This is a genomic window from Pseudoduganella sp. R-34, assembly GCF_049904655.1.
Taxonomy (GTDB): domain Bacteria; phylum Pseudomonadota; class Gammaproteobacteria; order Burkholderiales; family Burkholderiaceae_D; genus Rugamonas.
The window spans coordinates 3,128,028-3,154,863 of record NZ_CP184572.1; the positions used below are offsets into that span (position 1 = coordinate 3,128,028).

29 protein-coding genes are annotated in these 26,836 nt (G+C 64.8%); 14 read left to right on the forward strand and 15 right to left on the reverse strand.

Annotation, left to right across the window (positions count from 1 at the left end; all coding sequences use genetic code 11):
* Window positions 1-10: 10 nt before the first annotated feature.
* The 3 genes from gudD to ACN9MW_RS14440 form a co-directional block, all read right to left on the reverse strand.
* A complete protein-coding gene (gene gudD / locus ACN9MW_RS14430) occupies window positions 11-1,351 on the reverse strand; it encodes a glucarate dehydratase (RefSeq protein ID WP_426171697.1) in 1,341 nt (446 codons plus the stop codon).
* A 34-nt stretch (window positions 1,352-1,385) separates the two neighbouring features.
* The gene (locus tag ACN9MW_RS14435; protein WP_426171699.1) at window positions 1,386-2,747 is read right to left on the reverse strand and encodes an MFS transporter; all 1,362 of its coding nucleotides are present in this window, start codon (window positions 2,745-2,747) and stop codon (window positions 1,386-1,388) included.
* Between the two features lie 118 nt (window positions 2,748-2,865).
* Window positions 2,866-3,624, reverse strand: a complete 759-nt coding sequence (locus tag ACN9MW_RS14440; RefSeq protein ID WP_426171701.1) for a helix-turn-helix domain-containing protein — start codon at window positions 3,622-3,624, stop codon at window positions 2,866-2,868.
* A gap of 101 nt (window positions 3,625-3,725) precedes the next feature.
* On the opposite strand from ACN9MW_RS14440, the gene ACN9MW_RS14445 reads away from it, so the two are divergent.
* The 6 genes from ACN9MW_RS14445 to ACN9MW_RS14470 are packed head-to-tail and all read left to right on the forward strand — an operon-like array spanning window position 3,726 to window position 8,980.
* Window positions 3,726-4,670, forward strand: coding sequence for a 4-hydroxyproline epimerase (locus ACN9MW_RS14445; RefSeq protein WP_426171702.1), 945 nt, complete (start codon window positions 3,726-3,728; stop codon window positions 4,668-4,670).
* Between the two features lie 2 nt (window positions 4,671-4,672).
* A complete protein-coding gene (locus tag ACN9MW_RS14450) occupies window positions 4,673-5,794 on the forward strand; it encodes an NAD(P)/FAD-dependent oxidoreductase (RefSeq protein WP_426171704.1) in 1,122 nt (373 codons plus the stop codon).
* Window positions 5,787-6,029 (forward strand): 2Fe-2S iron-sulfur cluster-binding protein, encoded by a 243-nt coding sequence (locus ACN9MW_RS14455; RefSeq protein ID WP_426171706.1) that lies wholly within the window; start codon window positions 5,787-5,789, stop codon window positions 6,027-6,029. Before ACN9MW_RS14450 ends, ACN9MW_RS14455 begins: the two co-directional genes overlap by 8 nt.
* Window positions 6,026-7,297, forward strand: a complete 1,272-nt coding sequence (locus ACN9MW_RS14460; RefSeq protein ID WP_426171707.1) for an FAD-dependent oxidoreductase — start codon at window positions 6,026-6,028, stop codon at window positions 7,295-7,297. The genes ACN9MW_RS14455 and ACN9MW_RS14460 overlap by 4 nt, the downstream gene beginning before the upstream one ends.
* A 1-nt stretch (window position 7,298) precedes the next feature.
* Window positions 7,299-8,210 (forward strand): dihydrodipicolinate synthase family protein, encoded by a 912-nt coding sequence (locus ACN9MW_RS14465; protein ID WP_426171709.1) that lies wholly within the window; start codon window positions 7,299-7,301, stop codon window positions 8,208-8,210.
* Window positions 8,211-8,236: 26 nt separating this feature from the next.
* The gene (locus ACN9MW_RS14470; protein WP_426171711.1) at window positions 8,237-8,980 is read left to right on the forward strand and encodes a YoaK family protein; all 744 of its coding nucleotides are present in this window, start codon (window positions 8,237-8,239) and stop codon (window positions 8,978-8,980) included.
* On the opposite strand, the gene ACN9MW_RS14475 is transcribed toward ACN9MW_RS14470, so the two are convergent.
* From ACN9MW_RS14475 to ACN9MW_RS14485, 3 genes are all read right to left on the reverse strand, one after another.
* On the reverse strand, window positions 8,977-9,381 hold the full coding sequence (locus tag ACN9MW_RS14475; RefSeq protein WP_426171712.1) for a universal stress protein: 405 nt from the start codon (window positions 9,379-9,381) through the stop codon (window positions 8,977-8,979). The genes ACN9MW_RS14470 and ACN9MW_RS14475 overlap by 4 nt on opposite strands.
* Before the next feature lie 60 nt (window positions 9,382-9,441).
* Window positions 9,442-9,858, reverse strand: coding sequence for a DoxX family protein (locus ACN9MW_RS14480; protein WP_426171714.1), 417 nt, complete (start codon window positions 9,856-9,858; stop codon window positions 9,442-9,444).
* Window positions 9,859-9,957: 99 nt separating this feature from the next.
* Window positions 9,958-10,413 (reverse strand): hemerythrin domain-containing protein, encoded by a 456-nt coding sequence (locus tag ACN9MW_RS14485; RefSeq protein WP_426171716.1) that lies wholly within the window; start codon window positions 10,411-10,413, stop codon window positions 9,958-9,960.
* Between the two features lie 79 nt (window positions 10,414-10,492).
* Here ACN9MW_RS14485 and ACN9MW_RS14490 point away from each other — a divergent pair, with 79 nt between their 5' ends.
* Window positions 10,493-11,233: an SDR family oxidoreductase gene (locus ACN9MW_RS14490; protein WP_426171717.1), complete on the forward strand. Its 741-nt coding sequence runs from the start codon at window positions 10,493-10,495 to the stop codon at window positions 11,231-11,233.
* On the opposite strand, the gene ACN9MW_RS14495 is transcribed toward ACN9MW_RS14490, so the two are convergent.
* Window positions 11,234-11,653 carry an NUDIX hydrolase gene (locus ACN9MW_RS14495; RefSeq protein WP_426171719.1) on the reverse strand — a complete coding sequence of 140 codons (420 nt, stop codon included), beginning with the start codon at window positions 11,651-11,653 and terminating at the stop codon, window positions 11,234-11,236.
* Window positions 11,654-11,883: 230 nt separating this feature from the next.
* On the opposite strand from ACN9MW_RS14495, the gene ACN9MW_RS14500 reads away from it, so the two are divergent.
* Genes ACN9MW_RS14500 through ACN9MW_RS14515 form a run of 4 tightly spaced genes read left to right on the forward strand, consistent with a single transcriptional unit; the run spans window position 11,884 to window position 16,869 of the window.
* The gene (locus tag ACN9MW_RS14500; protein WP_426171721.1) at window positions 11,884-13,134 is read left to right on the forward strand and encodes a hypothetical protein; all 1,251 of its coding nucleotides are present in this window, start codon (window positions 11,884-11,886) and stop codon (window positions 13,132-13,134) included.
* A 10-nt stretch (window positions 13,135-13,144) separates the two neighbouring features.
* A complete protein-coding gene (locus tag ACN9MW_RS14505) occupies window positions 13,145-13,567 on the forward strand; it encodes a phosphate ABC transporter substrate-binding protein (protein WP_426171722.1) in 423 nt (140 codons plus the stop codon).
* 2 nt (window positions 13,568-13,569) lie between these two features.
* Window positions 13,570-16,215 carry a bifunctional diguanylate cyclase/phosphodiesterase gene (locus tag ACN9MW_RS14510; RefSeq protein ID WP_426171723.1) on the forward strand — a complete coding sequence of 882 codons (2,646 nt, stop codon included), beginning with the start codon at window positions 13,570-13,572 and terminating at the stop codon, window positions 16,213-16,215.
* An 18-nt stretch (window positions 16,216-16,233) separates the two neighbouring features.
* The gene (locus ACN9MW_RS14515; protein ID WP_426171725.1) at window positions 16,234-16,869 is read left to right on the forward strand and encodes an FABP family protein; all 636 of its coding nucleotides are present in this window, start codon (window positions 16,234-16,236) and stop codon (window positions 16,867-16,869) included.
* Here ACN9MW_RS14515 and ACN9MW_RS14520 read toward each other — a convergent pair whose 3' ends face one another.
* Genes ACN9MW_RS14520 through ACN9MW_RS14545 form a run of 6 tightly spaced genes read right to left on the reverse strand, consistent with a single transcriptional unit; the run spans window position 16,870 to window position 22,174 of the window.
* The gene (locus ACN9MW_RS14520) at window positions 16,870-17,463 is read right to left on the reverse strand and encodes a hypothetical protein (protein WP_426171726.1); all 594 of its coding nucleotides are present in this window, start codon (window positions 17,461-17,463) and stop codon (window positions 16,870-16,872) included.
* Window positions 17,460-18,137 (reverse strand): SCO family protein, encoded by a 678-nt coding sequence (locus tag ACN9MW_RS14525; RefSeq protein ID WP_426171728.1) that lies wholly within the window; start codon window positions 18,135-18,137, stop codon window positions 17,460-17,462. The genes ACN9MW_RS14520 and ACN9MW_RS14525 overlap by 4 nt, the downstream gene beginning before the upstream one ends.
* Window positions 18,094-18,702, reverse strand: coding sequence for a c-type cytochrome (locus ACN9MW_RS14530; RefSeq protein WP_426171730.1), 609 nt, complete (start codon window positions 18,700-18,702; stop codon window positions 18,094-18,096). Before ACN9MW_RS14530 ends, ACN9MW_RS14525 begins: the two co-directional genes overlap by 44 nt.
* Window positions 18,689-19,306, reverse strand: a complete 618-nt coding sequence (locus tag ACN9MW_RS14535) for a cbb3-type cytochrome c oxidase subunit II (protein WP_426171732.1) — start codon at window positions 19,304-19,306, stop codon at window positions 18,689-18,691. Before ACN9MW_RS14535 ends, ACN9MW_RS14530 begins: the two co-directional genes overlap by 14 nt.
* Before the next feature lies 1 nt (window position 19,307).
* The gene (locus ACN9MW_RS14540; protein ID WP_426171733.1) at window positions 19,308-20,984 is read right to left on the reverse strand and encodes a cbb3-type cytochrome c oxidase subunit I; all 1,677 of its coding nucleotides are present in this window, start codon (window positions 20,982-20,984) and stop codon (window positions 19,308-19,310) included.
* Between the two features lie 2 nt (window positions 20,985-20,986).
* A complete protein-coding gene (locus ACN9MW_RS14545; protein WP_426171735.1) occupies window positions 20,987-22,174 on the reverse strand; it encodes an NnrS family protein in 1,188 nt (395 codons plus the stop codon).
* A 93-nt stretch (window positions 22,175-22,267) separates the two neighbouring features.
* Here ACN9MW_RS14545 and ACN9MW_RS14550 point away from each other — a divergent pair, with 93 nt between their 5' ends.
* Complete coding sequence (locus ACN9MW_RS14550) at window positions 22,268-22,720, forward strand: RrF2 family transcriptional regulator (RefSeq protein ID WP_426171737.1); 453 nt, start codon at window positions 22,268-22,270, stop codon at window positions 22,718-22,720.
* 75 nt (window positions 22,721-22,795) lie between these two features.
* Window positions 22,796-23,977, forward strand: coding sequence for an NO-inducible flavohemoprotein (gene hmpA / locus ACN9MW_RS14555; protein WP_426171739.1), 1,182 nt, complete (start codon window positions 22,796-22,798; stop codon window positions 23,975-23,977).
* On the opposite strand, the gene ACN9MW_RS14560 is transcribed toward hmpA, so the two are convergent.
* Window positions 23,974-24,810, reverse strand: coding sequence for an HDOD domain-containing protein (locus ACN9MW_RS14560; RefSeq protein WP_426171740.1), 837 nt, complete (start codon window positions 24,808-24,810; stop codon window positions 23,974-23,976). The two genes, hmpA and ACN9MW_RS14560, sit on opposite strands and share 4 nt — an antisense overlap.
* Before the next feature lie 130 nt (window positions 24,811-24,940).
* Complete coding sequence (locus tag ACN9MW_RS14565; RefSeq protein ID WP_426171742.1) at window positions 24,941-26,230, reverse strand: D-amino acid dehydrogenase; 1,290 nt, start codon at window positions 26,228-26,230, stop codon at window positions 24,941-24,943.
* A 99-nt stretch (window positions 26,231-26,329) separates the two neighbouring features.
* On the opposite strand from ACN9MW_RS14565, the gene ACN9MW_RS14570 reads away from it, so the two are divergent.
* A complete protein-coding gene (locus tag ACN9MW_RS14570; RefSeq protein ID WP_426171744.1) occupies window positions 26,330-26,824 on the forward strand; it encodes an Lrp/AsnC ligand binding domain-containing protein in 495 nt (164 codons plus the stop codon).
* Window positions 26,825-26,836 lie beyond the last annotated feature (12 nt).

Here is a 26,836-nt window from a genome sequence, read left to right on the forward strand (position 1 = left end):
CGCGCCGGGCTTAGCGCAGCAGGCAAGGCCGCTTGTTGTCGAACTTCCAGCCTGGCACCAGGAACTGCATGGCGACGGCGTCGTCGCGCGCTCCCAGTCCCATGTTCCTGTAAGCCTGGTGCGCCTTTTCCAGCTCCGCTTCGTCCAGTTCGATGCCCAGGCCGGGGCGCGTCGGCAACTGCACCTTGCCGCACTGGATCTTCAGCGGTTCCCTGGTGATGCGCTGCCCATCCTGCCAGATCCAGTGGGTGTCGATGGCCGTCACCTTGCCTGGCGCAGCGGCGCCCACGTGGGTGAACATTGCCAGCGAAATGTCGAAATGGTTGTTCGAATGCGAACCCCAGGTCAGGTCGAACATCTGGCACAACTGGGCCACGCGCACCGATCCCTGCATGGTCCAGAAGTGCGGATCGGCCAAAGGGATGTCAACCGACTGCAATTGCAGCGAATGGGCCATCTGGCGGAAATCGGTGGCGACCATGTTGGTGGCGGTCGGCAAGCCGGTGGCGCGGCGGAATTCAGCCATGACTTCGCGTCCCGAGAAGCCGTCCTCGGCGCCGCATGGGTCCTCGGCATAGGCCAGGATGCCATGCTTGTCGCGGCAGACGCGTACAGCTTCCTTCAGCGACCAGGCGCCGTTCGGGTCGAGCGTGATGCGAGCATCGGGAAAACGTTCGTGCATGGCGACGATGGCCTCCATCTCTTCGTCGGCCGATAGCACGCCGCCTTTCAGCTTGAAGTCGTTGAAGCCATAACGCTCGCGCGCGGCCTCGCACAGGCGAACCACGGCCGCGGGTGTCAGGGCTTCCTCATTGCGCAAGCGGAACCAGGCGTCGCCGGCATCGGGCTCGCTGCGATAGGCCAGGTTCGTTTTGCCGCGGTCGCCGACGTAGAACAGGTAGCCCAGCATCTCGACGGACTGGCGCTGGATGCCGTCGCCCAGCAGCGCCGCGACGGGGACGTTGAGGAACTGGCCGAGCAGGTCAAGCAAGGCCGATTCGACGGCGGTCACGGCATGGATGGTTGTGCGCAGGTCGAAGGTCTGGTTGCCGCGCCCGCCGCTATCGCGGTCGGCGAAGGCCCGGCGCATCGCATTGAGGACGTTGTTGAATTCCCCCAGCGTTTTCCCGACGACCAGCGGGCGCGCGTCCTCGATCGTCTGGCGGATTTTTTCGCCGCCGGGAACTTCGCCCAGTCCGGTATTGCCGGCGTTGTCGGTCAGGATGACGATATTGCGGGTGAACCAGGGGCCATGGGCGCCGCTCAGGTTCAGCAGCATGCTGTCCTGGCCGGCGACAGGCACGACGCGCAGGCTGGTGACAATCGGGGCGTTGGTGACGGTGTTGTTCATGATGTCTGGGTGCGGTTTGAATGGAACGGGTGGATCATTGGTTCAGCGAGGACACCAGCTTGACGCGCTTGATGTCACCCACGACGAACAGGTAGCAGGCAATGGCCAGCGCCGCGTTGGCGCCGACGAAGACCAGGGCGCCGGCAAAGGAGCCCGTGGCTTCGACGATGTAGCCGATGACGATGGGCGTCGTGATGCCGGCGGTATTGCCAAACGTGTTGAACAGGGCGCCGCTCAGGCCACCAGCCTCCTTCGGCGAGGTGTCCGATACCACCGCCCAGCCCAGGGCGCCGACGCCTTTGCCGAAGAAGGCCAGCGACATCACGGCAACGACCAGGGTGTCGGCCTGGAGGTAGTTGCAGGCGATCATGCTCATCGACATCAGCATGCCCAACACGATCGGTACCTTGCGCGACACCGACAGCGAATAGCCGGCCTTGGCAAGGCGGTCCGACAGCCAGCCGCCGAAGATGCCGCCGAGGAAGCCGGCAATCGCGGGCAGCGAGGCGACAAAGCCTGCCTTCAAGATGGTCATATGGCGTTCCTGCACCAAGTAGACAGGGAACCAGGTGAGGAAGAAGTAGGTAAGCGTGGTGATGCAGTACTGGCCGATGTAGACGCCCAGCAGCATGCGGTTCGACAGCAGTTCCCTGATGCAGGCGACAGTGTTCACGGCTGCTGCCTGCTTGCCGCGGTTTCCGCTTTCCAGGTCGACCAGCGCGCCGCCTTCCTGGATGTAGCGCAGTTCGTCCGCGTTGATGCCGGGATGGTCTTTCGGGCCGTGAATGGTCTTCAGCCAGACGAAGGCCATTACGATGCCCAGGCCGCCCATCACGTAGAACACGCTGTGCCAGCCGTAGCTGTGCACCAGCCAGCCCATGATCGGGGCAAACAGCACGGTTGCGAAATATTGCGCCGAGTTGAAGACCGCCGCCGCCAGTCCCCGTTCGTGCGTCGGGAACCAGGCCGACGCGATGCGGCTGTTGCCGGGGAAGGAGGGCGCCTCCGCCGCGCCGACCAGCATGCGCAGCGTGAACAGGACGGCGACCGCTGCGCCGCCGGCGAAGAAGCCGGCGGCGCCAGTGAACAGCGTAAAGGCCGACCACAGGAAGATGCTGAAGAAGTAAGTGATCTTCGAGCCGAAGCGGTCGAGCAGCCAGCCCCCGGGCAGCTGCGCCACCACGTAGGACCAGGCAAAGGCCGAGAAAATGAAGCCCATCTGGACTGCCGACAGCCCCAGTTCCTTCTTGATTTCCGGGCCGGCGATGGAGATGGTGGCGCGGTCGGCGTAGTTGATGGTCGTGATGGCGAACAGCATGGCGAGGATCGTCCAGCGCGTGCGGGTCTGGACGCGGGCGGCGCCGGCCGCCAGGGGGATGGCTGCATCATTCTTCATACGGTCTCCATGTGTGATGTGTTATGGAGTCGATCATAGGTGGGGATCAATACCGCATCAAACCAAAGAGTGTATGCATCAATTCAGGAATTGAATTGATTGCGCCTCGCATGGAAGGTCAGCTGTCGTTCCGCAGCAGCAGCCGGTATTCGCTTGGCGTCACGCCGACCGTGGCGCGGAACTGGCGCGTGAAGGCGCTGTGGTCGGCGTAGCCGCAGGCCTGGGCGATGTCGGACACGCTGGAGTTCCCCGCCAGCATGCGTGATGCGGCTTCGAGGCGGGTCTTGATGATCATCTGGCGTGGGGTCAGGTGGAAAATGCGTTCGAAGTAGCGCTCGATCTGCGCGACCGACATGTTGGCGGTGCGCGCCAACTGGGGCAGGGTCAGGGTCTCGCCATACTTGTCGTGGATCAGCCGGACCGCATCGGCAACCTTGTGGTACGCAGGGTTCTTGTGGTCGGCCATGGCCAGGTCGCGCGACACCCCGGCCAGTCCGATAATCGCCCCGTGGGCATCGCGCAGGGGACGCTTTTGTGTCAGGCACCAGCCAGGATCACGGTTGGGATAGAGGTGCAGTTCCAGCTGGTCCTCGATCTGCATCCCTTCATCCAGCACGGACTGGTCCTGGGCCTGGAAACGTTGGCCGAGCGGGGCGGCAAACACCTCGTTTGCTGTCTTGCCCAGCAGCCCGGCCTTGTCCTTCATCCCGCAGCGGCGGGCCAGGGTCTGGTTCACCACCACGTAGCGCCCGGCGCGGTCCTTGACGAAGAACACCACGTCCGGCAAGGCATCGAACAGGGGCTCGGCGAAGAAGACGTCGCCGATCCTGGCGCCGAGGTCGTTGCGCGCGGCGCTTTGCAAAATATGTACTGTCATGGTGCCCTCCTGCTGGTTTTGTCCATTTTTACACGATTGTGCGGATTTCGTCATCATCGGCGGCCGAGCAATGCAAGACGGGAGTGCAGGGAAGGCATAAGATGGCAAGCATGAAAACCATAGCCATTATCGATTCCCACACCGGCGGCGAACCGACCCGCCTGGTGATTGACGGCGGCCCTGACCTGGGCACCGGTCCCCTCAATGAACGCCTGGCCCGCTTCCGCGAAGAGCATGACGGCTTCCGTTCCGGCGTGGTGTGCGAACCACGCGGTTCGGATGTGCTGGTGGGTGCGCTGCTGTGCCAGCCGCATGCGCCGGATTGTGCAGCAGGCGTCATCTTCTTCAACAACGTCGGCTACCTTGGCATGTGCGGCCATGGCACCATCGGACTGGTGGCGTCGCTCGCCTACATGGGCCGCCTGAGCCCGGGCGTGCACCGCATCGATACGCCGGTGGGCGTGGTGGAAGCGCAGCTGCATGAAGACGGCAGCGTGACCGTGAACAATGTGCCGGCATGGCGCAAGGCGGCCGGCGTGCCGGTCGACGTGCCGGGCTACGGCGTGGTGCGTGGCGATATCGCCTGGGGCGGCAACTGGTTCTTCCTGGTGTCCGGCCATGGAAGGCGCCTGGAGCTGGGCAATGTGCGCGAATTGTCGGCCTACACCACGGCGATCAAGGATGCGCTGGAAGCGCAGGGCATCACGGGCGACAACGGCGCGCTGATCGACCACGTCGAACTGTTTGCCGATTCCCGCAGCGGCTTGGGCGACAGCCAGAACTTCGTGCTTTGCCCAGGCAATGCCTACGACCGCTCGCCCTGCGGTACCGGCACCAGCGCCAAGCTGGCTTGCCTGGCGGCGGACGGCAAGCTGGGGGAAGGCGAAGTCTGGCGCCAGGAAAGCATCGTTGGCAGCGTGTTTGAAGCGTCCTATCGCCGCGATGGCGAGCGCGTGCTGCCCAGCATTCGCGGCAAGGCCTGGGTGAACGCCACCTCGACCCTGGTGCTGGACCCGAGCGATCCATTTGTCTGGGGCATTCGTTGAGCATGACACCGGACGTCCTGATCGTCGGCGCGGGGATCATCGGCGCCGCTTGCGCCGATGCCTTGTCAGCGCGCGGCTTGCGCGTGACCGTGGTCGAACGCGATGCGGTCGGCAGCGGCGCCACGGCAGCCGGCATGGGACACCTGGTGGCGATGGACGACAACGCGGCGGAACTGGCCCTGAGCGCCCATTCGCTGGAACTCTGGAAGGAACTGGTGGAAGGCCAGCCGCAGCGTCACGAATACAGCCGCTGCGGCACCATCTGGGTCGCAGCCGACGACGAAGAGCTCGACGCAGCGCGCGCCAAGGCCGTCACCATGCGGGCCCACGGGCTGGAATGCGACGTGATCGGCGCCCAGGACTTGTACCGCATCGAGCCGAACCTGCGGCCTCACCTGGCCGGGGGCTTGCTGGTGCCGGGCGACGGGCTGGTGTATCCGCCCAAGAGCGCGCGCATCCTGCTGGCCCGGGCGGTCGCGCGAGGCGCATCCCTGCTCATGGGCGAGGCGGTCGCGCTGGAAGACGACGGCGTCCTGCTGGCGGACGGCTCGCGATTGTCTGCGGGGCGGGTGGTGCTGGCGGCCGGCACGCGCTGCCTGGCGCTGGCGCCGGACCTGCCGCTGCGGCCCAAGAAGGGCCACGTCATGATTACCGACCGCTATCCGGGATTTTTACGCCACCAGCTGGTGGAGCTTGGCTATATCAAGAGCGCGCATGCATCGGAAGGCGAATCGGTGGCGTTCAACCTGCAGCCGCGTCCTACCGGGCAGGTGCTGATCGGCTCCTCGCGGCAGTTCGATACCACCGACCTGGCGGCCGAACCGGCAATGATGGCGCGCATGCTGGCCAGGGCAGTCGAATACACGCCGGCGCTGGCAGGCTTGAACATCCTGCGCTGCTGGACCGGCTTGCGTGCAGCGACGCCGGATGGCTTGCCGCTGATCGGCCCCGACCTGTCGCGCCGCAATGTATGGCTGGCCACCGGCCACGAGGGGCTTGGCATCACGACTTCGCTGGCGACGGCGGAATTGCTGGTCGCGCAAATGACGGGCGGGCAGGCTGGGATCGATGCGCGTCCTTACATGCCGAGCCGTTTCAATCCGCAGGGGAGGGCCTATGGCTGATTCCATCAGTCTGACGATCGACGGCCATGGCGCAACCGTTGCCGCCGGCACCACCGTCGCCGCCGCCATTGCAGGCGTGACGCGGCGCTCGGTCAGCGGGCAATTGCGCGCACCCCTGTGCGGCATGGGCGTTTGCCAGGAATGCCGCGTGACGATCAACGGCCGTGCGCATGTGCTGTCCTGCCAGACGCTCTGCCGCTCGGGCATGGACGTGCAGACGGGAGCCTCGGCATGACGCAACTCTTTGACATCCTGATCGTAGGCGCCGGCCCGGCCGGCCTGGCCGCAGCCCACGCGGCGGCCAGCGCGCAAGATGCACGCCGCATCGCCATCATCGACGACAATCCGCTGGCGGGCGGCCAGATCTGGCGCGGCGGCCCGGCCAGGCAGCAGGACCAGCGCGCGCGCCGGCTCTGGCAGGCCCTGGAGTCCGCAAGCAACGTGAGCTTCCTGCCCGGCACCCGCGTACTGATGCAGACCCAGCCCGGCGAACTGCTGGTGCAGGACGCGGAGCAGGCACGCACGATCCGCTACAACCAGTTGATCCTCGCGACGGGAGCCCGCGAATTGCTGCTGCCGTTCCCGGGCTGGACGCTGCCCGGCGTCACCGGCGCCGGAGGCCTGCAAGCACTCGCGAAAGGCGGCTACCCTGTGCAAGGCAAACGCGTGGTTGTTGCCGGCACCGGCCCGCTGCTGCTGGCCGTCGCTGCGACCTTGAAGGAGCGCGGGGCGCTCGTCGCCGCCATTGTTGAACAAGCGAGCTTCCCGGCCCTGGCGCGATTTGCCGCAGGCCTGGCGCTGACGCCGTCAAAGGCGCTGCAAGCCGTCAGGCTTGGCGCGGCCCTGCGCGGCATTCCTTACTGCGCCAACAGCTACGTGACGAGCGCAAGGGGCGACGTGCAAGTGACATCCGTACAAGTCCAGCGCAAGGGGGCAAGGCTCGATATCGATTGCGACTATCTCGCCTGCGGTTATGGCCTGCTGCCGAACACCGAGCTGGCGCGCGCACTCGGTTGCGCCATCGAACAAGGCGCAGTGAAGACCGACCCCTGGCAACGCACCTCCGTGCCGAATGTGCTGTGCGCGGGCGAGGGCACCGGTGTCGGCGGCGTGGACCTGGCGCTGGTCGAAGGCCGCATTGCTGGCCTGGCAGCCTGCGGCGAGGGCGTGACGCCAGAGCTCTTCACCGAGCGCACCCAATGGCAGGGCTTTGCAGCCCGGCTGGCGCGCACCTTCGCCCCGCGTGAAGAACTGCGCACGCTGGCGCAACCCGACACCATTGTCTGCCGCTGCGAAGACGTCTGCCACGACGAACTGCGCGGGCAGCCGAACTGGCGCAGCGCCAAGCTGCAAACCCGCTGCGGCATGGGCCCTTGCCAGGGCCGCATCTGCGGCAACGCAACCGATTTCCTGTATGGATGGCGTCCGGACGCCGTGCGTACACCGATCTCGCCGGCACGTGCCGGCAGCATTATCACCCTCGAACCTCACAAGGAGACTTGAAATGGCAGCAATCAAATGGGAAGGCGTATTCCCTGCAGTAACCACCAAATTCCACGCGAATGAGGAGCTGGACCACGCAGAAATGGAGAAGCACTTCTCCTTCATGATCGACAGCGGCTGCCACGGCCTGGTCACCTGCGGTTCGCTGGGCGAAGCCAGCACCCTGTCTTTCGAAGAGAAGCTGGCGGTCGCCAAGACCGCCGTCAAGGTCGCCAACGGCCGCGTGCCGGTGCTGGCCAACGTCAGCGAAACCCGCACCGCCAACGCCGAACGCTATGTGCAGGAAGCGCGCGACCTGGGCGTGGACGGCTTCATGGTGATGCCTTCCGTGCTGTACGCGGCGGACGCGTATGAAGCCAAGGCCAACCTGCGCACCATTGCCAAGGCCGCCAAGCTGCCGATCATGGTGTACAACAACCCTGTCACCTACAAGGTCGACCTGACCCCGGCCGACTTCAAGGAGCTGTCCGACTGCGAGGAACTGGAAGCGATCAAGGAATCGACCGACAATATCCGCCGCGTGACCGACCTGCGCAACGCCGTCGGCGACCGCTACGCCATCTTCATGGGCGTGGACGACCTGTCCTTCGAAGGCCTGGCAGTTGGCGCCGACGGCTTGCTGGCCGGCCTGGTGGTGGCTTTCCCGAAAGAGACCGTGGCCCTGTACAAGCTGGTCAAAGCCGGCCGCCTGGCCGAAGCCCTGAAGCTGTACCAGTGGTTCATGCCGCTGCTGCACCTCGACGTTTCGACCAAGCTGGTGCAAAATCTGAAACTGGTGGAAGCACTGGTCGGTGTCGGCAACGAAAACGTTCGCCGCCCACGCCAGCCACTGCGCGGCGCTGACCGCGAGTTCGTGGTGCAGGTGGTGCAGCAGGCACTGGCAACCCGTCCCGACGTCAGCGCTTACCTGTAAGAGGTTCGATCTTATGCCGAGGACGAATGCCGATCAATTATGTAAGAAGCCTGACCGGACGGCAGCGCGCCGCCGCTGCTAATCGCCACCTCGGCATCGCCCTGGCCTTCGTGGCCGGGGCGGCCAACGCGGGCGGCTTCCTGGCCGTCAAGCAGTACACCTCCCACATGACCGGCATCCTGTCGTCCGCCGCCGACGACCTGGCGCTGGGCGCCATCGACGCGGCTCTCGACTGCGCCGGCGCCTTGCTGGCTTTCCTGGCCGGCGCGGCCTGTTGCGCCGTCATGGTCAATTTTGCACGCCGCCGGCATCTTCACAGCGAGTTTGCCTTGCCGCTGCTGGTGGAGGCAATCCTCCTGCTGGCATTTGGCGTCATGGGAACGCGCCTGCAGGCGATCGACGTGATCGTGCTGCCGGCAACGGTGATGCTCCTGTGCTTCATGATGGGGCTGCAGAATGCCGTCATTACCAAGCTCTCGAACGCCGAAATCCGCACCACCCATATGACCGGCATCGTGACCGACCTTGGCATCGAGGCCGGCAAGGCGCTTTACTGGAACCGCGACGACCAGGCGGTGCCGCGCGTGGCCGCGGACTGGAAGCGCGTGCGTATCCTCGCTGCGCTGGTGTCGTCGTTCTTTGTCGGCGCCGTGGCCGGGGCCTTCGGCTTCAAGGCCGTTGGCTTTGGTGCCGTGCTGCCGCTGGCGTGCGTGCTGCTGGCCATGGCGGCGGTGCCGATCTACGACGACCTGGTTGCCGTGCGCCGTTAGCCCTCGCGGAACACCAGCACCGGAATCTTGCTGTGCGTGAGCACTTTCTGCGTCTGGCTGCCCAGCATCAGGCTGGCCAGCCCGCTGCGCCCGCGCGAGGCCATCGCAATCAGGTCGCAGTTACGCTGCAAGGCGGTGGAAACGATGGCCGAATGCGGCTGGTCGGCGTGCACTTCCAGCGTGGTGCAGTCCACGTTCAAGGTGCTGGCCTGGCGCGCGATATCGGCCAGGATCGAGTTCTCGGCTGGCGCGGCGGCCACGCTGGCCAGCGCCGGTTCTTCCGGAAGCACGTGAACCGCCGTGACGCGGGCGCCGCTTTCGCGGGCCATGCGCAGGGCGGCGTTCACTGCCAGTTGCGATGCGGCGGAGCCGTCGCTTGGAATCAGAATGTGGCGAAACATCTTTTCAAGTCTCCTTCAGGTGCCGCAGTCTAAAGCGTCCCGCCACAGTCCTGCAAGCAGTCAGGCGGTGCGCAGCGCATTCGTGGTGCGGCGGGCATCGAGGCTCAGGCTGCCGGCGCCGAACGCAGCAATCTGCAGCAGGCCGCCGGCCATCGCCAGGTTCTTCATCAGGTGGATCATCTGGTTCTGGTCCGCGATCGCGCTGTGGAAGACCAGGCCGGTCACGACCGAGAACGCGGCCAGCGCCAATGCCACAGGGCGGGTGTACAGGCCGGCCACCAGCAGCAGGCCGCCGAGCACTTCGATGCCGATGGCGCCCGCCAGCGCCAGTTCAGGGAATGGCAGGCCCATGGCGTTGATGTAGCCGAGGGTGCCGGCCGGATTGGCGATCTTGCCGATCCCGCTCATGACGAAGATGGCGGCCATCAGGATGCGGCCGGCAAGTGGCAGGAAAGCGTTGTTGGTCTGTGTGTTCATGCGATGACTCCTTCAAGGAATGTGTTGTTGACGAAGTCATCTTATGCCGCAGAGACATATTCCGGAAGCCAATATATTTGGATGCAATGTATCGTTAAATCAGATGGATTGCTCTTGCAGCAAGAGCGCCAGCTGCTGCCGCAGCTTGGCGCTGGGGGGCTGGGTATGCGGGTGCCCTGCGTTCTCCACGGCGACCGCCAGCGGCAAGTCCATCGCGCTCAGGTGGCTAAGGAACCAGCGCGGCAGGCGCTCCAGCAGGGTGCGCGCTCCGGCCGGATCGGCCTGCGCAACGGGCAGGGCGTGCTGCAGTGCGGCCAAGGCCCGCCGGTGGGCGGCCCGGTGTTCGTGCTCGGTGGGATAGTAGAGCTGGTCCATCAGCGCCTCTTCCTCGGCGAAATCGAGGGCCAGGGCGCTGAGCAGTCCGGCGATACGGCTGGGCAGGGAACCATCGTCGGCGTCGATGGTTGCGTGAATGGCTTGCAATAAGGCGCGGTGGGAGGCATCCATCTCGGCCACGCCGGTTTCCAGCAGCGGACTCCATTCGAGGCGTTGCATTGCGGTCTCCTTGTCTATCCCTCAAGTCTGGCCGGACAGCCGTTCAGAATCCATGACCCAAATCAAATAGAATATGGCTATGAAAAAAATAGTGATCGTAACGGGCGCCAGCCGCGGCATTGGCGCTGCCATTGCGCGCCGGGCGGCGCAGGATGGCTGGGTGGTGGCCGTGAATTACCAGCGCGATGCCGAAGCGGCGGCGCGCGTAGTGGCGGACATCGAAGCGGCCGGCGGCCGGGCGCTGGCGGTGCAGGCGGATGTGGCGCGCGATGAAGATATCGAACGCATGTTCGCCACCGTCGAACGAGAGCTGGGGCCGGTGTCGGGGCTGGTGAACAATGCCGGCATTACCGGCGGGCTGGGGGCCTTTGGGGATACCGCGCCGGCGACCGTGGAGCAGGTGTTCCGCACCAATGTGCTGGGCCTGATGCAGGCCAGCCGCCTTGCGCTGGCGGCCTTCCGCTCACACGGCAAGGGCGGGGTGATCGTCAATATCAGCTCCACCGCGGCGACGGCGGGCAGCCCGAACGAATACGTGGCTTACGCGGCCAGCAAGGCGGCCGTCGACACCTTTACCATGGGCCTCGGCAAGGAAGTGGCGCCGGAGGGCATCCGCGTGTGCGGCGTGGCGCCTGGCACCACCCAGACCGATATCCATGCCACGTCCGGCGATGCGGGAAGGCCGGCGCGCGTGGCGGCCCGCATCCCCATGGGACGGGTGGGCGAGCCGGATGAAATCGCGGAAGCGGCGGTGTGGCTGCTGTCGCCCGCGGCGCGCTACCTTACCGGCACGACGATCCGCGTTTCCGGCGGCGCGTGATCACCACGCTATTGAAAGCAGCCGCGACGCCATGCGCGGCCAGCACAGGGAACTCAGTTCATCGCGCGCAGCCCAGCGGAAGCCGTCTGCTTCGGGCGTCGGTTCGCCGGTGCGCTGGTGCGGGAAAAAGCTGGTGCAGCGCAGGTGGTCGAGGTTGCACAACTGGTCGCCGACTTCCACCTTGAACAGGTGCAGGCGCTTGTCCGGGCGATAGCTGAATTCCCCGAGGTCTTCGAACAGGCCGGCCTCGAAATCCAGGCCGGCTTCTTCAAACAGCTCGCGCCGTGCCGATTGCAGGGGCGTTTCGCCCGCATCCTGCAAGCCCTTGGGAATGTCCCAGCTTGCCGTACCCGTGACATGGCATAGCAGCACCTGGCGAGCGCTATTCACCACCAGGGTGCCGCATGAAACCTGCTGCATTGCTTCGTTCCTTTGCTTTTATTCACAGTTAAATATTTCCCAAGAGATAGTAAAGGTACTCTAGGGAAATTTCTCGACAGTTACAGGTCGCTGTTATAAAGTGTGAGAATTCAAAAAGCGCCTTTCCCGCGCTGAGTCTTACCAGTCCAATCCCACACCTGACGCGAACGCATGCCGGTACGGCAAGCGGCGCTGTTTTATTGCCGACGTTTCTTGCCAAGAGTGCCATTATGCCAAAGCTGCACCAGACGCCTGTCCTGTTCGCCATTGCCGGAACGCTGCTCCTGCAGCCGGCTGCGCACGCCGGGCACACGGCGGCGCAAGACGGCAGCTGGACTTTTGGCGGTTTCGGCACCCTGAGCGCCGTCCATTCAAGCGAGAAGCAGGCAGATTATGCGGCCAATCCCCTGAATCCGGGCGAGGCCGGCGCCACGCGCGACTGGAGCTACGCGGTGGACAGCCGCCTCGGCGCCCAGCTTGCCTACAACTCCGGCGGCCACTGGTCGGCCGTGCTGCAGGTCGTGGCGGAACGTCATCTGACCCATTCGTGGACGCCAAAAGTCGAATGGGCCAATGTGCAATACCAGGTATCGCCGGAATTGAGCCTGCGCGTTGGCAGGATTGCATTGCCGCTGTTCCTGTCCGGCGACTACCGCAAGGCCAGCTATGCGCTGACGTCGGTGCGCACGCCGGTCGAACTGTATGCCGCGCTCCCGATCAGCAACAGCGACGGCATCGACGCCAGCTACCGCTGGACCTTCGGCGATGTGAAGAACACCACGCAGGTGCTGTACGGCGGCACCAGCGTGCCCTTGTCCGACACCACCCGCGTCAGGGCGCACAAGCTGGCGGGCATTTCCAGCACCAGCACCGCCGGCGCGCTGACGGTGCGCGCTACCGCCATCCAGGGCGAGCTGGAAACCCCGCTGCTGCAAGACCTGTTTTCCGCCATTCGCCAGTTTGGCCCGCAGGGCGAAGTGCTGGCGCGCCGCTACGAGCCTGACCGCAAGCGTGCCACGGTGCTTAGCATCGGCGCTTCCTACGACCCCGGCAACTGGTTCGTGATGGGCGAGATAGGGCGCGTCAACGCCCGTTCCATGCTGGGCGACAAGACCGCGGGCTATGTCAGCGGCGGTTATCGCCTGGGCAGCTTCACGCCGTATGGCACCTTCAGCAAGGTGGTGGCGAACACGCCGAACCGGGTCGCAGGCCTGGACCTGTCGACGTTGCCGCCGCCGTACCTGCCGGCTGCCCGGCGCCTGAACACGGAGCTGAACGGCTTGCTCAGCATGATCGCGGAACAGGACAGCAACAGCCTTGGCCTGCGCTGGGATGCCAGCGGCAATGCCGCCGTCAAGCTGCAATTCGACCATGTGCGGCCGCGCAACGGTACCAGCGGCACGCTGTCGAACATCCAGCCCGGCTATCGTTATGGCCGCAGCTTCCGCGTGTTCAGCGCGTCGGTGGACTTCGTGTTCTGAAGGGCAGGCCATGATCAGGAAATTCCTTTGCTGCCTGCTGCTGGTGACGCTTGCCGGCGCCACTGCCGCCGCCGAACTGGTCGTGGTGGTGTCGGCGCGCAGCCCCATCACGACGCTGCGCGCCGAGCAGGTGGCCGATATCTTCCTTTCCGAAGCGACGCGCTTCCCCGATGGCGGCGAAGTGGTAGCGCTCGACTTGCCGATCGGCTCCCCGCTGCGCGACGACTTTTACCTGAAGGTGGCCAACCGCAGCCCGGCGCTGATGAAGGCCTACTGGACCAAGAAGATTTTCACCGGCCGCGGCCAGCCGCCGCGCGAACTGCCCAACAGCCAGGCAGTGCGCAAGCTGGTGGCGGATAATCCAACCCTGATCGGCTATATCGATCGCAGCGCGCTCGATGCCAGCGTGCGTCCGGTCCTGGTGGTGCATTGAACATGAAACGCTGGTTGCGCATGTGCCTTGAGACGCATGTCTCGCTGCCCCTGTTCACGCTCGTCCTTTTGGCCGTGGTGTGGGGCACCACGCTGCATTTCATCGACAGCGAAGCCGCCGCCTCGCGGGAACTGGCTGCCGAATCGGCCAGCGAATTGATCGCGACTTATGAAGCTCAGGTGGCGCGCAGCATCAACGGCATCGAGCAAACCTTGCAGGTATTGAAGTACAGCGCCGAGAGCCAGGGCGCACGCGGCGCCTTGCCCGAACTGCAGGAGCATGGCCTGCTGCCGTCCGGCCTGGTTTTCGTGGTCAGCATCGTCGACGCCCAGGGCAATACGGTCGCCAGCAACCCCGCTGCCCGCCCGATCAACGTCGCGCAGCAGGAGTATTTCAGCTTCCATCGGCAGCACCGCAGCAATTACACCTTCATCTCGCAGGCGATGCGCGACGAGGCAAACCCGGACTGGCACCTGCATTTCACGCGCCGGCTGGACGACAAGCACGGCGAATTTGCCGGCGTGGTCATCGTGGAAGTCGATCCGGCCTATTTCACCAGCGGCTATGAACGCAGCCGCCTGGGCGAGCAAGGCATGCTCGGCCTGGTCGGCGACGACGGCGTGGTGCGTGCGCGGCGCGTCGGCGACAAGCAATCGTTCGGCCAAAAGCTGGACCTGGCGGCGCTGCAGGGGCGCCGTGGCGTAGCGGTCGCCAGCAGGATCGACGGCGTCAAGCGCTATACGGCGGTGCGCCAGCTGGCCGGCCTGCGCCTGAGCGCCATGGTCGGCCTGTCGGAGCAGGAACAGATGGCCGGCTTCGCGGCCCAGCGCCGCCAGCTGCTGTGGGAGGCAGGCGTCGCCAGCGCGGTACTGATCCTGCTCGCTGCCCTGGTCTGGGCCTGCGTCTGGCAGGGCGCCAAGGCGCGCCGCCGCATCCGCCGCGCGCAGGAAACCTATGCGGCCGCGTCTGAATCGAACATGGATGCCTTTTTCGTGCTGCGCGCCATCCGGGACAAGGATGGGCTGGTGGTCGACTTCAAGTTCGCGGCGGTCAATTCGCGCGCCGAACAACTGACTGGCCGCAGCCGCAACGAGCTGCGCGCGCAAACGCTGTGCGGGTGGATGCCGGCGGCACGCCACAACGGCATGTTCGAGCGGCTGGCGCAGGTGACCCGGAATGGCGGCGTGCACCAGGAGGAAGGCCCCAACATGGTGCCGCAACTGCAGGCCGAATGGCTGCACTGGCAGGTGGTGGGCGTGGAAGGCGGCGTGGTCGCGATCGTGCGCGATATCACGGAGCGCAAGCGCGCCGAGGAGCGCATCTACCACATGGCCCACCATGATGCCCTGACCGGCCTGCCCAACCGCAGCCTGATTTGCGACCGCCTCGGGCAATCGATCGCGCACGCTGAGCGCAACAACGAATCGGTGCTGGTGGCCTTCATCGACCTCGACAGCTTCAAGCTGGTCAACGACTCGCTGGGCCACAACGCCGGCGACGAACTGTTGAAGGAAGTGGCCGGCCGCATGGTGGGCTGCGTGCGGCGCGAGGATACCGTGGGCCGTTTCGGCGGCGATGAATTCGTGCTGGTGCTGCCGCACGTGAACGACAACCCGCAGGTGCTGGTACCGCTGCTGAACAAGATTCTGGAATCGGTGGTGCAGCCGATCATGCTGGAAGGGCAGAAGATGCAGGTGAGCTGCTCGATCGGCGTCGCCGTCTACCCGCGCGACGGACGCGATGCCGACACGCTGATGATGCATGCCGACGCGGCCATGTACCGCGCCAAGGACAGCGGCAAGAACAACTGCCAGTTCTACACCCGCGAGATGAACGCCGGCCTGGAGGAAAAGCTGGCATTGACGGAAGGCTTGCGCAAGGCGCTGGAAGAGCAGCAGCTGTCGCTGGCATACCAGCCAAAGGTGAACCTGGAATCGGGGCGCATGTTCGGCGTTGAAGCCTTGCTGCGCTGGCAGCATCCGCAGCGCGGTGCAGTGTCGCCGGCCCAGTTCATCCCCTTGGCGGAAGAGCATGGCCTGATCATCGCGATCGGCGAATGGGCCTTGCGCGAAGCCTGCCGCCAGGCCTGTGCCTGGCAGGACGCGGGACTGCCGCCGCTGGTGGTATCGGTCAACGTATCGGCGCGCCAGTTCGACGATCCGCGCCTGGTCGAACGCGTGGCGGCGGCCCTGGCGTGGAGCGGCCTCGATCCGCAATGGCTGGAGCTGGAAGTCACGGAAAGCATGATCATGCGCGACACCGCGCAGTCGGTGGCCAAGATGCGCCAGCTGGAAGCGATGGGCATCGCGCTGGCGATCGATGATTTCGGCACCGGCTATTCCAGCCTGGCGGCGCTCAAGTCCTTTCCGATCAGCCGCCTGAAGATCGACCAGAGCTTCGTGCGCGACCTGGTGGCCAACCCGGATGACCAGGCCATTACCTGCGCCATCATTTCCCTGTCGCACCAGCTCGACATGCGTGTGATTGCGGAAGGGGTGGAGACCGAGCAGCAGCGCAGCTTCCTGCAGCAGCATGGCTGCGACGAAGTGCAGGGCTATCTGTTCAGCCGTCCGGTGCCGCCGCAGGAGATCACCGCCATGCTGCTCGGCGAAGATTCGGGTGCCGAGGTTACAATGCTTGCTCCCTGATTAATGAGCAAGCATGCAATGAGCGAATACAGCAACGACATTTACACCGAACCTTCCAATATCGACATGGACACGCTGGCCAACCTTGGCCCGCTGGCCGCCATGGCCGGCATCTGGGAAGGGCAGCGCGGCCTCGACATCAAGCCCAAGGCGGACGGCCCGCGCAAACAGGCCTATGTCGAGCGCATTGAACTGCAGCCGATCGATCCGGTCACCAACGGGCCGCAATTGTTCTACGGCTTGCGCTACGTCCTGATCGTCAACAAGCCTGACAACGTCAAGACGTACCACGAGCAGGTCGGCTACTGGCTGTGGGAACCGGCCACCAATACCGTGATCCAGACCCTGGCCATTCCGCGCGGCCAGATCGCCATGGCATCGGGCATTGCGGCGCCGGATGCGAAGACCTTCGAACTGGTGGCGCAGCGCGAGCAGGATACTTATGGAATCTGCTCCAATCCCTTCCTGGAGTTCGGCTTCAAGACCACCGAGTACCGCATCAAGGTCACCATCAACGACGACGGCACCTGGGGTTACGAGGAAGATACCGTCATGCTCTTGCGCGGCAAGGAGTCGGAGCCGTTCCACCACGTTGACCGCAATGTGCTGCACAAGGTGGCCGAGCCAACCCCGAATCCGCTGGCACGCAAGTAACTAGGCCCGTTCCCTTGCCTGGTTTGCAATGGCCGGCAGTTGCCACACGCACCAGGCAGCAGCGATGCCGATCGACGCCACGACCAGTCCGACGCCGGTAACCACCTGGTCGTCCAGGCTGTAGGCATTGCACAGGCGTTGCGCCATATCCTGGTACAGCATGCCGGCGATGGCCATCATGGCGCAGAAATTGCCAAGGAAGAAGAGCTGGATGACCACCGCCGCGCGCGCAAGTGCACCCGGCAGCAGGAAGCCGAGCAGGAACAGGCTGGCGAATTTGCCCGCTTCAGACAGCGGCATCGTCAGCGACTGCTCGAGCGCCCGTGGCACCATCCAGTAGGCGCTGGCCAGCAGCAGCCAGGCCAGGCCTGCCAGCCCGTGCGCGTCCCAACGCGCCAGCGCGCTCGCCAGGCGTGCCGCATGGCGCTCGGCGGCGAGGCCGGCCAGGGCGCCGCCCACCGCGATCATTGGCAGCTGGAGCACCATATGCAGGGCCATTGACGACTCCAGCGGTGCGCGCAGCAGCAAGGCCGCCGCCAGCAACGCGGCGGACGCCAAGGCCAGGCGGCCCGCGCCGCGCGTCGCCGCGTTCATCGGGCAAGCTCCAGCGCCGCCGCCAATGCCGCTTCCGGCTGCTCGTAGTCGACCACCTGCGCCAGCCGGCCATCCGGCGTCACGATATGGAAGGCGGCGTTGTGCTGGAATTCTCCCATCTCGGCCGGCAGCACGATAATCCCGACCTGCTCCAGCAAGGCCTGGCGCTGCGCCGCATCGGGCACGGCCGCGAATTGCCAGGCTTGCGCATCGGCCCGCATGCGCGATGCATAGTGGGCCAGGTCGTCCAGCGAATCGCGTGGATCGAAGGAAATCGTCAACAGGCGCAGCTTGTCCTGCCAGCCCCGGGCAAGGATTTCACGCTGCATCTGCTGCAGTTCGGTGCCCTGGACGGAGCAAACCGCATTGCAGCGCGCATAAAAGAAGGTGACGATGGCCGGCCGCTTGTCGGCCGCCAGCAGTGCCGGCAAGTCGATGCGCCGTGTCGAAGCCATGGCGCCCGGCAGCGCAAGGTCGACACGGGGCAGTGCCAGCGGGGCCTCGGCGATGGCAAGCCGCCGTCCTGCTTCGGTGGAAACGACGCGAAATCCCATGGTGGCCTGCCACAGCGCCGCTCCCGCGACAGCAACCATCCCGGCAAGCAGCGCCAGGGTGCGCGGCAAATCCCCTTTAATTGGCTGGCCTGGCGAGTTTGGCGAGATCGTCGTCTCCATTGAACGGGTCCTTGCGCGCAGCCGTCGCGTCACGCGCCGCCTTGACTGCCTCCGGCGCCACCCTGGCTGCGCTATTGCCGAAATTGCTGCGGATATGGCTCAACACTGCAGCGATTTCCGCGTCGCTCAATTTGTCCTTGAACGATGGCATCTGTCCGTTATATGCCGAACCTTTCACGCTCAGCTTGCCCGTCACCCCGTGCAGCAGGATCGCGGCGGCAACGTTCTCCGCACCGGTCACCCATTCCGAACCGGCCAGCGGTGGAAACACGCCCGTCAAGCCGGCGCCCGTGGCCTGGTGGCAGGCCACGCACTGAGCCGCATACACCTGGGCACCATCGACTGCGCCGCCGGCGCCGGCCGCGGTGCCGGCCTTGGCCTGCAGCGTCGACATGGTGCGCCGGTCGCCCAGGGCCGGGTCGTCGTCGCGCACCGTGAGGATGTAGCTGACCGCCCACGCCAGTGCTACCCCGACGCCAAGCAAGACATACCATGGAATCGGCCGGTCCTTCTCCGTCGGGTCGGGATGCTCGCGCTGCTGCGCGCCAAAGTCATTTTGCGGCATTGGGCGCTCCTTCCTTCCTGGCCTGCGGCGCCGGCAGCACGGGATAGGTATGGTCAAGCGACTGCAGGTACGCCACCAGGTCCAGGACTTCCGGCTTGGCCACCACCACCTTGCCCAATGGCTTGAAGCCTGGAGGCAGGTTGACCACGCGGTCGCCGGGTTCCGCCGCCTCCTTGTAATCGAACAGGTAAGGGTAGGAGGGCATGATCGAGCCCGGCACATAGGCGCGCGGCTGGAACATGTGTCCGAGGTGCCAGTCCGCGCTCGGCTGGCGCGCGCCGATATTGAACAGGTCCGGCCCGGTGCGCATGGTGCCCAGCAGGTGCGGCGTATCGTAGTAATAGTCGGCCGCCACCGAGGCGCGTCCCCAGCCGCGCTGGTCATCCGGCGCCTGCGCCTTGTCGCGCGGCTGCTGCGAATGGCAGTACACGCAGCCGTTCCTGATATACACCTCGCGACCGCGCAGCTGCTGCGCCGTGTAGGGCTTCAGGCCGGCCGGCGCTTCGCCGGCGCGCAACTGCACGTGCGGCACGATCACCAGCGCGGACGTGGCCAGGGCCAGCGTGACCATGGCGCCGCCCAGGAGTTTGAGTTCGTCTTGCATGTCAGGCCCCCGCCAGGTTGCTGGCCGGCGCCGGCGCATCGCTGCGGGTGTGCAGCAGCGCGGCCCCGGCGCGGCGGGGGCCGTAACGCAGCGCCATGGCAGCGAAATGCCAGGCAAAGACCAGGTGGCCGGCAGTCATGATGGCGCCGCCAACTGTGCGGCTCTTCAGCCATGGGATCGTCACGTTGACCGACTCCATGAACGGCCGCCCCGCATCCAGCATGGCCAGCCCCTGCAGCCAGCCGCCAATCGACAGGCCGACAAAGTAGATCCCGAAGCCGAGCACCACCAGCCAGAAATGCAGGGCAATGAGCTTGGGATAGGGCCATTCCCAGTCCATGACGCGCGGCATGACGAAGTAGATCGCGCCGAACATCACCATGGAAAAGAAGCCGTACAGCCCGAGGTGGGCATGCGCCACCGTGAAGTGCGTGAAGTGCGCCACCGTGTTCACGCTGCGCAGCGCCTCGATCGAGCCCTGGATCGAGCTGAGGGTGTACATCATGCCTCCCAGGACGATGAAGCGCAGCGTCGGCGAGTACACCAGCTTCGAGAAATGCCCGCGCATGGTCATGTGCTGGTTGATCGAGAACGAAATGACCGGAATGACCATCATCACGCTCTGCACGATCGACAGCGTGATCAGCCAGCCCGGCACGGGACCGCCGATCAGGTGGTGGCCGCCGACCTGGCCATAGAAGAAGGCCAGCGTCCAGAAGCCCAGCAGCGACAGGTTATACGACTGCACCGGCCGCCCGATGATCTTGGGCAGGAAGTAATACACCGAGGCCACCGCCATCGGCGTGTAGAAAAGGCCCAGCACGTTATGCCCGAACCACCAGTTCATGGCCGCCTGCTGCACGCCGAAGTGCACGGCCGGCAGGTTCCCGACCAGGAACAGGATGGGGAACCAGAACAGGGCAGCGCCCATGTACCAGATCGACACGTACAGGTGGTGCACCTTGCGGCTTTGCAGGGTGTACACCAGCGGCAGGCCGACCAGGGCGCCGCCGGCCACCAGCAGCAAGTCCACCTGCCATGGGATCTCCAGCCACTCCAGGCCATCGCTGATGCCGGCCGCAATGCAGCCCAGGCCCGCAATCAGGCCCGCGTTCCACAGCATGGCGCCAAAAATGGCAAAGCGCCCGCCGACCAGGTGTGTCTTCAGCAGGCGCGGGAGGAGCCAGATCGCAATGCCCAGCGCCGCCATGGGCGCCCAGCCATAGGCGACGGCATTCAGGTGGATGGTGCGGATGCGGCCGAACGTCAGCCAGGGATACTGCACCAGCCAGTCCGGCTCATGCAGCTTGATGGAGCTGGTCAGGCCTGCCGCCGTGGCCACCAGCAGCCACACCACGGAGCAGGACAGGAAAACAAAAGTGACAAAAGCGCTCGAGCGGTCCGCCTCCACGCGCTCCGCCAGTTCCTGCTGCATGGCGGCCCGCTCGGCGGCGCTGGGCGCGCGCCGGTCCTGCCCGGCCACCGGCAGTGCCAGCCCGGCGCGCTGCTGCGGACTTGCCGCCGGTTCCTCGCCGTGGCCGATCTCGCCCGGCGAGAAGATCACATTGGCCGCGGCCGCGGTGGCGTTGAACAGTCGGTGCCGCAGCGACCAGATGAACACCAGCAGGCCGCTGACTGAAAGTATGAAGGAAGACAGGAGCAGGGTGACGGTGTCCACATTTAACCTTCCCGCCCGTCAATGCGGGCCTGGCTTAAGTAAGGCGCATATACGAACAGGTAGAGCAGGAAGGCGACCGACCAGGCCAGTGCCGAGCCCAGTAACAGGAAGTCACGCATTCCGGCAGGAAGAATATTGGCACACAAACGGCCCAGGGCTCCAGCTTGCAGTAAAAGATACATTGCGCTTTCGGCACGGCCGGCGCGCAGCATGCGGCCAGTGTGACCCAGCGCGGTACGGGTGATCATGCCGAGGATCAGGCCCGACATGCCGCCCACGGCCAGGGCGTGGAAGGCGCTGCTGGGGGAACCGATGCCCAGCGCCGCAAAGCCCAGCAACAGCAGGCCGGCCACGATCCAGGCATAGGCCAGGTGCAGGATCCACAGCAAGGGAACGCGCACGGTCGCAAAGGGCACCCAGCCAAGCAGGCGGACGGCATTGATGGCTGCCGCCGCAAAAGCCACCGGCGCCGCCACGAAGCCTGGCAGGCCCGCCACCCATGCCAGCGCCGTCGCCAGCAACAGGGCAATGCTGGCCTTTTCGCGCCACGCCACGGTCACAGGCTGGCTGCCGGGCGCGCCGTTGCGGGTGAACATCGGGATCACACGGCCCCCGATCACGGCTTCCAGCACCGTGATCATCAGGATCGCGCCATGCACGGGAGTCAGCGCCGACAGGGAAATCCAGCCGTTGGCCGCCGCATGGAACAGCAGGTTGGCGATCGACAGCAAGGCCAGGATGCCGCAGATCGGGTAATTGCGCTTGCTTTGCGCCTGGTAAAGCACGCGGCCGAACGCGATGGCGCACAGCGGCAGGAACAGGCCGTCGACCAGCAGCGCCGGCACGCCGGGCGCCAGCAGCATGGCCAAGCGGCCGGCGATCCACAGCACGGCCAGCCCTGCGAGCTGGCCGCCGGCCGGCGTTTGCAGGTTGGTCCAGTTGCGGCCCGCTGTAAACAGGAAGCCGACGATCACAGCGCCGCCGAAGCCGAATACCATTTCATGCATATGCCACAGCATGTTGGCGGCGGGCAGGGCGGGCAGCATGCCCTTGTAGGCCAGCAGCCACATTGGTATCGACAGCATCGCCAGCGCTGCGGCCAGCAGGTAGAAAGGACGGAAGCCCAGGCGCAGCAAGGGATGCGGTTGCCCGGCTGGCGTTGGCTCGGTGGGAATATGGATGCTGCGCATGGCTGGCCTCATGTTCTTAAGATGTATAATGAATGCTACATTAGGCCTGTGGCTAAAGCAATATTCTGAATGCATCTTTATATGACGTAGATCATGAGACTGACATCCTTCACCGACTACACCCTGCGTTCGCTGATGTACCTCGGCATGAACCGCGACAAGCTGGTCACGATCCAGGAGATCGCCGACCTGCATGACATCTCGAAGAACCACCTGACCAAGGTGATCCACCAGTTGGGCGCCAGCGGCATGGTGGAAACCGTGCGCGGCCGGCACGGCGGCCTGCGTTTGAACCGCGAACCGGAAGACATCAATATCGGCGAAGTGGTGCGCGACAGCGAATCGGATTTCTACATCGCCGAATGTTTCGAAGCTGAGCCTGGGCACTGCGCCTTCCTGCGCGATTGCGCCCTGAAACGCAAGCTTGGCGAAGCGACGGAGGCCTTCCTGCATGTACTGGATGGCATGACGCTGGCCGACATCCTGCCGGGCCCGAAGGGCAAGGGCGGTGCGCAGCCGGTGATCCTTCAGAAAATGCGCATTTGATCTGCATCTTTATTGACGCAGTTTAAGGTAAACATGTATTATGGGTGCATGTTTATCCGAGAAGGAGCCATACCCATGCTGTCCGCAGAACACCGTGCCATCGTCACCGCCACCGTCCCAATCCTGGAGCAAGGCGGCGAAGCCCTGACCCGCCACTTCTACCAGACCCTGTTCGCCGACTTCCCGCAGGTGAAACCGTTCTTCAACCAGGCCCACCAGCACAGCGGCGACCAGCAGCGCGCCCTGGCCAACGGCATCCTGATGTACGCCAGGCATATCGAGCGCCTGGAAGCACTGGGTCCGCTGGTCAATACCATCGTCGCCAAGCACGTTGCGCTGCAGATCCAGCCGGAACACTACCCGATGGTGGGCGCCAGCCTGCTGAAAGCCATCCGCGAAGTGCTCGGCGCCGAAACCGCTACCGACGCGGTGCTCGAGGCCTGGGGCGCGGCATACGGCCAGCTGGCTGAAATCCTGATCGGCGCCGAAGGCAAGACCTATGAGGCCGCGGCGGCAGCACCGGGCGGATGGATGGGGGCGCGCCAGTTCGTGGTGGCGGCCAAGCGTGTCGAGAGCGACGAGATCACCAGCTTTGTCTTCCGTCCTGTCGACGGCAAGCCGGTGCTCGGTTTCACGCCGGGCCAGTACATCGGCATCCGCGTGGTGGTGGATGGGGAAGAGCAGCGCCGCCAGTATTCGCTGTCGGCGGCGCCGAACGGCCAGACTTACCAGATCAGCGTCAAGCGCGAGGAAGCCGGCAAGGTTTCGGGCTTCCTGCATGAGCAATTGAATGAAGGCGATACCGTGGACCTGTTCCCGCCGACCGGCGCCTTCACGCTGGCCGAAGGCAGCCGCCCGATCGTGCTGATCTCCGGCGGCGTCGGCATTACCCCGACTTTGGCCATGCTGGACCAGGCGCTGGAAACCGGCCGCGAAATCCGCTTCATTCATGCAGCCCGCCACGGCGGCGTGCACGCCTTCCGCGACCACGTCGACGGCCTGGCCGAACGCCACCCGCAGCTGAAGCGCCACTACATCTACGCGGAAGACCGCGACGGCCAACCGCAAGCCGATGCTGTCGGCCTGCTGGGCAACAAGGAACTGGGTGAATGGCTGCCGCAATCGCGCGACGTCGACGCCTACTTCCTCGGCCCGGTGCCGTTCATGCAGGCGGTAAAGCGCAGCCTGCGCGAACTGGGCGTGCCGGAAGCGCAGACCTACTATGAGTTCTTCGGCCCGGCCAAAGCGCTCGATTAAACCAGCAGCGCAGCGTTCATGGCGGAAGCATCGGCTTCCGCTTCTTCCAGCATCTGCTCGCGCTTCTCGGCGTCGATGAACAGGTCCATTACGGAATCCTCATGCGGCGGCTGTTGCTGCTCCGGGGCCAGCGGCGAGGTCACCGGCGCGAAGTGGTTGGCCAGCAGCAGGGTGTCGAGCAGGGTCTCGGGCGGGATCTGCAGCATGCCGCTGCGCAGGTTTTCAATGGCTTCCGCCACCTCGGCCGGGATGCCCAGCTTCTTCAGCACTTCACGCGTGATGATCTCTTCGCTCGCAGTCTGCCAGTTCTCCGGATCGGGCTCCAGCAGGCCGGGGAATTCGTCGGCGCGCGACAGCAGGTAGAAGCTGCCCACTTCATGCACGATGGCCGCAAACAGGGCGGTGTCCGGATTCACGCCGGTGACTTCACGCGCGATGATGCGCGCCAGGCAGGCGACGTGGATGGTGTGCTGCCACAGCTGCTCGGCCTTGGCGCGCAGTCCGGGATCGGTGATCTTGCTGCCGAAGGCGCGCACCACCATGGCCGCAGCCAGCGCGTACAGGTTGTGGTAACCCACGCGCATGATGGCATTGCGAACGTTGGTGATATCCGGCCCGCCGGTGCGGTTGAACATGGCGGAGTTGGACAGCGAGACGGTGCGCGCGGCCAGTTGCGGCTCGGCCAGCACCAGCTTGATGGCATCTTCCATCGGGCAGTCCGGATCGTCCAGGGCGAGCTGCACTCGCAGGGCGGCATTAACGCTGGTAGGAAACACGAGGTCTCCGCGGATCGCCAGCGCGGCGACGTGTCCGAAGGCTTCCAGTTTATTCATGCCGAAAATTATACGGCCCCAGCTGCGATACTGCCAAATGAAAGTCGGGGTCAGGTCTGGCAATCCGCCATCTTTTTCGCCATGCGAAAAAGATGGCGGATTGCCAGACCTGACCCCGACTTTTAATTTGTTAGGCGCCGGCCAGTTGCGGCTGGCGGGCTGGGCGTTCCTGGCTGTAACGTGCTACCGACAGGTCGTCGGCGAAGATGGCGGGGCGCTTGGCGGACATGATGTCGGCCAGCAGTTGCGCCGAGCCGCAGCTCATGGTCCAGCCCAGCGTGCCGTGGCCGGTGTTGGTGAACAGGTTGTGGATGGAGGTGCGCCCCACTACCGGGGTGCCGTCCGGGGTCATCGGGCGCAGGCCGGTCCAGAAGGTGGCTTCGGCGGTGTTGCCGGCGCCCGGGAACAGGTCGTTCACCACCATTTCCAGGGTCTCGCGGCGACGCGGGTTGAGCCTGGTGTTGTAGCCGGCGATTTCCGCCATGCCGCCAACGCGGATGCGGTCGTCGAAGCGGGTCACGGCAATCTTGTACGTTTCGTCCAGGATGGTCGAGGTCGGGGCTTTGTCGCCGTCGACGATCGGCACGGTGATCGAGTAGCCTTTCAGCGGATACACCGGAATCTCGAACAGCTCTTTCAGGAACGGGGTCGAGTAGGCGCCCAGCGCCACCACGAAGGAGTCGCCTTCCACCAGCTCGGCGCCGCACTGCACGCCTTTGACCTTGTCGCCGTCGGTCACCAGCTTGTCGATCGATACGCCGTAGCGGAACTTGACGCCCAGTTCTTTCGCCATCGCTTCCAGGCGGGTGGTGAACATCTGGCAGTCGCCGGTTTCATCGTTCGGCAGGCGCAGGCCGCCGACCAGCTTGTGCTGCGATGCGGCCAGGCCTGGCTCGGCCTTCATCAGGTCGGCGCCGGTCAGCAGTTCGTAAGGGACGCCGGTTTCCTTCAGGACTTCGATGTCCTTGGCGGCGCCGTCCAGCTGGGCCTGGGTGCGGAACAGCTGGGTGGTGCCTTGCTGGCGGCCTTCGTATGCGATGCCGGTGGCGGCACGCAGCACTTTGAAGCAGTCGCGGCTGTATTCGGCCAGGCGCACCATGCGTTCTTTGTTGATGGCGTAGGATTCGGCATTGCAGTTGCGCAGCATCTGCCACATCCACTTCAGCTGGAAGGTGGTGCCGTCGGGCGTGATGGACAGCGGCGCATGGCGCTGCAGCATCCATTTCATGGCTTTCAGCGGAATGCCCGGGGCCGCCCATGGTGAGGCATAGCCCGGCGAAATCTGGCCGGCATTGGCGAAGCTGGTTTCCAGGGCAGGGCCCGGCTGGCGATCCAGTACGGTGACATCGTGGCCGGCCTGGGCCAGGTAATAGGCACTGGTGACGCCGATAACGCCGCTGCCAAGGATAACTACGCGCATGAATTGCCTCCGGAATATTTGTTGCGGATTATTTTGCTAGGATAACTAAGTTTTCCTAGTATTTGTTACTATATGAAAAGGCTAAAACAGTAAAAATTCATGCGAATTCAAAAAGAATCGACCCGGGGGCTGGACAAGATTGACCGCAAAATACTGCGCATCCTGCAGGAGGATGCGCGTATTGCCATGAAGGACTTGAGCGAGCAGGTCGGGCTGTCGATCACGCCGACCATCGAGCGGGTTAAGCGCATGGAGCGCGACGGGGTGATTGCCGGCTATCACGCGCGGCTCAATCCGCGTGCGCTGGGCGCCAGCTTGCTGGTGTTTGTGGAGATCACGCTGAACCAGAAATCGGCCAGCCATTTCGAGCAGTTCCGCCGCGAGGTGCTGCGGATTCCGGAAGTGCAGGAGTGCCACCTGGTGTCGGGCGATTTCGATTACCTGATCAAGGCGCGCATCCATGAGATGGCAGAGTACCGCAAGCTGCTCGGCGACATGCTGTTGAACCTTCCGGGCGCGGCGCAATCGAAGTCCTATGTCGTCATGGAAGAAATCAAGGAAACCTTGATTTTGCCCACGGAGCCCGCTCCATAGCCGCGGGACAAT